We start from the raw sequence: 6,551 nt of genomic DNA on the forward strand, positions 1-6,551 counted from the left end.
CGCGGCCGACAGAGTTATTGTCGCCGTTCCGGTTCCCGCGGCGCTCCCGGCAGCCAGATCCTCCGGAATCTCCAAATTCCGGTGCCCGAATCCTGTCGGATCACGCGCACTCGTACCCATCGGTAGCAGGCGAAGCTGGGTGATCCTGACTGTCGACGAGGGGGGACCCCGCCCATGACCGGTTCACGCGTGGTGGCGCTAGGGCACTACCAGCCCGCGAGAGTGCTCACCAACGAGGACCTCTCGGCCATGGTCGACACCACCGACGAATGGATCCGGTCCCGGGCCGGGATCAAGACCCGCCACATCGCGGGTCCGGACGAGCCGGTGGACGAGCTGGCCTTCCAGGCGGCGGGCAAGGCCCTGGCCAGCGCGGGGCTGACCCCGGACGACATCGACCTCGTCCTGGTCGCCACGTCCACCGCGATCGACCGCTCGCCCAACATGGCGGCACGCGTCGCCGCCAAGCTGGGCATGGGCGGCAACCCGGCGGTGATGGACCTCAACGTCGTCTGCTCGGGCTTCACCCACGCCCTGGCCACCGCCGACCACGCGATCCGGGCCGGCTCGGCCACGCGGGCGCTGGTCATCGGCGCCGACAAGATGACCGAGATCACCGACTGGACCGACCGCACCACCTGCGTCCTCACCGGCGACGGAGCGGGGGCGGCCGTCGTCGAGGCCTGCGAGGAGCCGGGCATCGGCCCGGTGCTGTGGGGTTCCGTACCCGAGATGGGCAACGCGGTCCGCATCGAGGGCTCGCCGCCGGTCTTCGCCCAGGAGGGCCAGTCCGTGTACCGGTGGACCACCAGCCAGCTCCCGCCCCTGGCCCGCAAGGTATGCGAGAAGGCGGGGGTCGCTCCCGAGGAGCTGGCCGCCGTCGTCCTGCACCAGGCGAACCTGCGGATCATCGAGCCCCTCGCCGCCAAGATCGGCGCCGTGAACGCCGTCATCGCCCGCGACGTCGTCGACTCCGGCAACACCTCGGCGGCGAGCATCCCGATGGCCCTGTCCAAGCTGGTGCAGCGCGGAGAGATCCCCTCCGGGGCCCCGGTCCTGCTCTTCGGCTTCGGCGGGAACCTCTCCTACGCCGGCCAGGTCATCAGCTGCCCGTGACGTCCGCCGCGCCCCCGCCCTCCCCGCCCCGCGGGACAGGGCGGGGGCACGGTGCGTTCCGGCCCCGAGGGTCCCGCCCCATGCCTGACGAGACGTCCCGTCTCGTCGAGCGCATCGGGGCATGCCCGCAGGTCAGCACGGCGTGGCGGACGATCACGGCGCGGATAAGTGGTCGGACGCCCGGCGATCCTTTGCTATGGTTGTCCATGTCGCCGCGGGAAACCGGGGCCGATCACCTGGTCCGGGTGGCGGAATGGCAGACGCGCTAGCTTGAGGTGCTAGTGCCCTTTATCGGGCGTGGGGGTTCAAGTCCCCCCTCGGACACACAGACGAAAACCCCACTCCGGTGGGGTTTTTCGTGTTTTTGGGAACCCGGCCCCTTCGCCTCGGCGGCGCCGAGGTCGTGGTGCGGGTGGCTCTCGCGCACGCCGGCCCGGGCGAGCAACTCGGCCGGGGAGCGCGGAGCCGCGGCGTCCTCGCCTACCCGTGACCGTCCTCGGGCCTCACGACCCGGGGGACGTGTCGAGCAGGCGGGCGAGCCGCCGGTGGGCCTGGCCGAGGTGCGAGCGGACGGTCGCCTCGTCGACGCCCATCACCGCGGCGGCCTCGCCGGGGCTGCACTGCAGGCCGTACCGCAGGAGGACGGCATCGCGCTGCCGTTCGACGAGCCGGGAGACGGCGGAGTGGAAGCGGATGGCGTCGGTCAGCATCTCGAACCGGTCGGCGCGGGCCTCTTTGAGGGCCGCTTCGAAGGCGCTGGTGTCCATCGGCTCGGGACGCTGCCGCCAGGGGTCGCGGACGTGCTGCCGGTCGATGATGCAGCCCTTGAGGACGGTCCAGGCGTAAGCGTCCAGCCGGTCCATGTGCAGCATCCGGAGCCACTCGGCCATGATCGAGTCGAAGGCGGCGTCCACCGCGTCCTCCGCGCGCGCGGAGGAGCCGAGGTGCAGGCAGGCGAAGCGCATGTACGCGGGCCGCCGGTTGGTGTGGAAGGCCCAGTACGCCAGGCGCGCCGTCGGATCCCACTGGCTCACGGGAGTCGGCCGCCGCTGCCGGCTCGGCAGTCCCACGCTTCCACCGGGTTCCTCCGTTCCGCCTTCGCTCAATGCTCCACCCCATCCCCCTGATCCCCTGTGCGGACAGCACATCAGCGCGGGCGCACTCGGGGGGCGCAGAGGAGAAAGCTGGAAATATTACGTTCGGTGATGACCGGATCGTGATCGATGTCGATCGTCCGGCGTCCCGGCCAGCGCATATGCATATGCCGCGCGGCTGGGACCGGTGGGTGGAGGGCGCACTGCGTGTGACCATCGCACGATTCACTCGTTTGTCGGTGGGTGAGCACATCGCAGCGATTCGGCTCCACCGCCGTCGAGCAGGCCGAGGCGGTCCTCGTCGAGCAGTACCCCCAGCTGGTACGGCTCGCCTACCTCACCCTCCCCGACTCCCTCGGGCGCCACACCCGCGTGCTGCTGGCGCACCGCGCGGTGCAGCACGCGCTGCCCCGGGGGCTGGGGGGCACGGGCCCCGGGCCCGGCGGCGGAGGCGGTCCCGGCGGCCCGGACGGCCCGGACGGTCATGCAGGGCCCTCCCGCCCGGGCCGCCCCGGCCCCCCGGCGGGCCCCGACAGCCCCGGCGGGCCGCTCTCCGAGGTACGGGTACGGGTGCTGCGCGCCTCCTTCGCCCCGTCCGGCCGGATCCGCTCCGTCCTGGCGAAGGCCGGCTGGCCCCCCGTCCCGCCCTTCGTGTGGGGGCTGCGGCTCTGGCCCCCGGCCGGCGGGATCGACGAGGCGGCCGGGGTGCTGGCCGGCGCGCCCGGTCCGGTCCGGGCCGCCTTCGTCCTCCACCGCATGGACGGGCTCCCCGAGGAGGCGGCCGTCCGGCTCCTCGCGGCGGCCGGCGCGGACGACCCCGCCGACGCGGTGCGCGAGGCCCTCGCCCTGCCCGTCGGCGCACCGCTCCCGGCGGCCCGGCGCAGCCCGGAGTTCGACGCCAGCGTCGTCAGCGCCCGCCCCACCGACCTCCTCCGGCGCCGCCGCCGGGCCCGGACCGGGTGGGCCGCCGCCGCCCTGTGCGCGCTGGTCACCGGGGTGCTGGTGGCCGACGCCTCGGGGCCGCGTCCGGAAGCCACGCCCGCCGCCGGACCGGTGGCCGCGCGGGCCCTGGACCCCGGCCGGCTGCTCCGGGTCCCGGCCCAGGCTTGGGCCGACACCGCCCGGGTGGACTTCACCGCCTGGCCGGCCCGCGGCGGGCGCACCAGCGACCGGGCGCTGCTGGCGCGGGCGCTGGGCACGTGGGCGGCCCGGCCGCGCGGGGTCCCCGTCACCGCCGCTCCCGGAACGGCGACCGACCCGCCCGCCCGGCCCCCGCAGCTGCTGTACGCGGGCGACATCGAGGGCCGGGCCGTGGTGCTGCTGCTCGACGGGGACCGCGTGGTCCGCTACGCCGAAGCGGCCGCCGGACCCCGCGAGCGGGAGCTCGGCTTCGCGCGCACCGATGAGGCCGGGGTCACCACCGCGGCCGCGCTGACCCTGGTGCGGCCCTCCGCCGACGGCACGGCCCGCTACCTGCTCGCCCCGTGGATCGAGCGGGCCGCCACCCGGGACCTGCTCCGCACCGGGGACGAGGGCGCGCCGCTGACCGTCGCCCCCGACGGGGTCACGGCTCCGGCGGCGGTGCCCCGTACGGCCGGGGACTGCGCGTCCTGGCCCGTACTCGAACTCACCTCCTCCGCCCGCATCGTCGAGAAGCACTCCTTCGTCCTCGCCGACCTCGGCGCGCTCTCCCCGGTCCACCTCACCTACACGCCGCTCCCGGACGGGCCCGGCGCCGTAGCCGCCCGGCAGCCGCGCGAGGCCACCGGACCGGCCGCGCGGGCCGCCTGGGCGCCCACCGCGTGCCGACTGCGGGAACTGGGCGGCGGCGCCGTCCGCGCCGTCAACGTCTGGGACTTCGCCGGCTCCGAGCTCCCCGACGGCGGTGGCCGGGCCGTGTGGTCCTGCACCCGCGCCTCCGGCTGGGCCGGCCCCGGCGACGTCCTCGTCCAGCTGCGGCCGCCGGCCGGGGCGCCGCAGGACGTGGTGCGGGCCCGGTCCACGGCGGCCTGCGGGCGCTTCGGACAGCACCTGCTCGCCGGCACCCGGTGGCGCTCGCCCGCGGGCCGCTGGTACGTGGTGGCCGCGGGGAGCCGCGAGGTCGTCGGCATCACCGCGTCCGGCGCGGTCCGGGCCGAGGCGAACGGCCGGGCCCTGGCCGCGCCCGCCGGCCCCGAGGGGGCCCGGGTCTCCCTCACGGGCCGCCTCGCGAGCGGTGCCCGGATCACCGCGCTCGACGGCGCCTCCGGGGGCCGGGACTAGCGTCCGGGGAGGCACGGGACCGGGCTCCGCGGCGGTCGGGGGCGCCGTCGGGCGGCTGTAGCATGGGCGCGATCGCGAGGGCCGTGACGGAGAGGTCACCGCCCTCGCTTTTGCGTGAGGCCCACCCCAACAAATGCGGCGCGTGGCCTTTCGGCGGTTCGATACGATGAACCGCCTTCACAGTCCGTGACGTCACGTCGTACCGCACAGAGGAAATGGAGCATCCGAGGATGGCTCGACACCTGGTCACCAGCGCGCTTCCCTACATCAACGGGATCAAGCACCTGGGCAACATGGTCGGGTCGATGCTTCCGGCGGACGTGTACTCCCGGTACCTCCGCCAGCGCGGCCACGACGTCCTGTACATCTGCGCCACCGACGAGCACGGCACGCCCGCCGAGCTCGCCGCGAAGGAAGCCGGCGTCTCCGTCGCCGAGTTCTGCGCGCAGGCACACGAGGCCCAGAAGGCGGTCTACGACGGCTTCGAGCTGTCCTTCGACTACTTCGGCCGCAGCTCCTCGCAGCAGAACGCCGAGATCACCCAGCACTTCGCGCGGCAGCTCCAGGCGAACGGCTTCATCGAGGAGCGCGCGATCCGGCAGGTGTACTCGCCCGCCGACGGCCGCTTCCTGCCGGACCGCTACGTCGAGGGCACCTGTCCGCACTGCGGCTACGACAAGGCCCGCGGCGACCAGTGCGAGAACTGCACCCGCGTCCTGGACCCCACGGACCTGATCGAGCCCCGCTCGGCCATCTCCGGCTCCACCGAGCTGGAAGTCCGCGAGACCACGCACCTCTTCCTCCTCCAGTCCAAGCTCCAGGTAGAGGTCGAGGCCTGGGTGGCGGAGCACGAGGAGGAGTGGCCGCAGCTCGCCTCCTCCATCGCCCGCAAGTGGCTGACCGAGGGCCTGCACGACCGCGCCATCACCCGCGACCTCGACTGGGGCGTCCCGGTCCCGGCCGACACGTGGCCCGAACTGGCCGCGGACGGCAAGGTCTTCTACGTCTGGTTCGACGCCCCGATCGAGTACATCGCCTCCACCAAGGAGTGGGCGGACGCCGACCCGGCGAACCGCGACTGGAAGTCCTGGTGGTACGAGGCCGAGGACGTCCGCTACACCCAGTTCATGGCCAAGGACAACGTCCCCTTCCACACCGTGATGTTCCCGGCCACCGAGCTGGGCACCCGCGAGCCCTGGAAGAAGGTCGACTACGTCAAGGCCTTCAACTGGCTGACGTACTACGGCGGCAAGTTCTCCACCTCGCAGAAGCGCGGCGTCTTCACCGACCACGCGCTGGAGATCCTCCCGGCCGACTACTGGCGCTACTTCCTCATCGCCAACGCCCCCGAGTCCGACGACTCGTCCTTCACGTGGGAGCACTTCACCGCCACGGTCAACAAGGACCTCGCCGACACCCTCGGCAACTTCGTCAACCGCGTCCTGTCCTTCTCCCGCAAGCGCTTCGGCGACGACGTCCCCGCGGGCAACGCGGCCGGCGAGGCCGAGACGAAGCTGGGCGGCCAGATCGCCGAACTGCTGGCCGAGTACGAGGGCCACATGGACACGCTCCAGTACCGCAAGGCCGCGGCCGCGCTGCGCGCCCTGTGGTCGGCCGGAAACTCCTACCTGGAGGAGAAGGCCCCCTGGCTGGAGATCAAGACCGACCCGGAGGGCGCTGCGCTGACCCTGCGCACCGCGATGAACCTCATCCACCTCTACTCGGTGGTCTCCGAGCCGTTCATCCCGGCCTCGGCGCGCGCCATGCGCTCCGCGTTCGCGCTCGCCGACGACACCGCGGCGTGGGTGACCCCGGAGCAGGCCCGGTCCCTGGACGCGGTCCCGGCCGGGACGCCGTTCACCGTACCGCCGGTGCTCTTCGCGAAGATCACCGAAGAGGACCTTGACTCGTACCGGGAGCGCTTCGGCGGCTCCCCGGACGCCTGAGGCCCCACCGCGTGGGCCCGTGAGGGGCGCCGCGCCGGGACATCCCCGCGGGGGGGCCCCCCCGGGGTACCGGGGGCGCGGGGGGGGGCCGGCGGCCGCCCCCCGGACCCCCCGGCGGCGGGTGCGGCCGGGG

4 protein-coding genes and 1 tRNA gene are annotated in these 6,551 nt (G+C 73.9%); 4 read left to right on the forward strand and 1 reads right to left on the reverse strand.

All coding sequences use genetic code 11. The features are described 5' to 3' along the window. Nucleotides 1-174: 174 nt before the first annotated feature. Entirely contained in the window at nucleotides 175-1,116 is a 942-nt protein-coding gene (locus ACFWW8_RS07135; RefSeq protein WP_386524747.1) for a beta-ketoacyl-ACP synthase III, read from the forward strand. Between the two features lie 239 nt (nucleotides 1,117-1,355). Beyond that, nucleotides 1,356-1,440, forward strand: a tRNA-Leu gene (locus ACFWW8_RS07140). A gap of 179 nt (nucleotides 1,441-1,619) precedes the next feature. Here ACFWW8_RS07140 and ACFWW8_RS07145 read toward each other — a convergent pair. Continuing rightward, nucleotides 1,620-2,186 carry an RNA polymerase sigma factor gene (locus ACFWW8_RS07145; protein WP_386524749.1) on the reverse strand — a complete coding sequence of 189 codons (567 nt, stop codon included), beginning with the start codon at nucleotides 2,184-2,186 and terminating at the stop codon, nucleotides 1,620-1,622. Nucleotides 2,187-2,453: 267 nt separating this feature from the next. Here ACFWW8_RS07145 and ACFWW8_RS07150 point away from each other — a divergent pair, with 267 nt between their 5' ends. Both ACFWW8_RS07150 and metG read left to right on the forward strand, forming a co-directional pair. Beyond that, a complete protein-coding gene (locus tag ACFWW8_RS07150) occupies nucleotides 2,454-4,472 on the forward strand; it encodes a hypothetical protein (RefSeq protein WP_386524751.1) in 2,019 nt (672 codons plus the stop codon). A 230-nt stretch (nucleotides 4,473-4,702) separates the two neighbouring features. Continuing rightward, nucleotides 4,703-6,418, forward strand: a complete 1,716-nt coding sequence (metG, locus tag ACFWW8_RS07155) for a methionine--tRNA ligase (RefSeq protein WP_386524754.1) — start codon at nucleotides 4,703-4,705, stop codon at nucleotides 6,416-6,418. Nucleotides 6,419-6,551: the final 133 nt, after the last annotated feature.

The sequence above is a fragment of the Streptomyces sp. NPDC058701 genome (assembly GCF_042715295.1).
In the GTDB taxonomy this organism is placed as follows: Bacteria; Actinomycetota; Actinomycetes; order Streptomycetales; family Streptomycetaceae; genus Streptomyces.

Excerpts from the sequence above, each read along its gene's own strand:
- ACFWW8_RS07135 (WP_386524747.1), top strand. The coding sequence starts at position 175 with ATGACCGGTTCACGCGTGGTGGCGCTAGGGCACTACCAGCCCGCGAGA.
- metG (WP_386524754.1), top strand. The coding sequence starts at position 4,703 with ATGGCTCGACACCTGGTCACCAGCGCGCTTCCCTACATCAACGGGATC.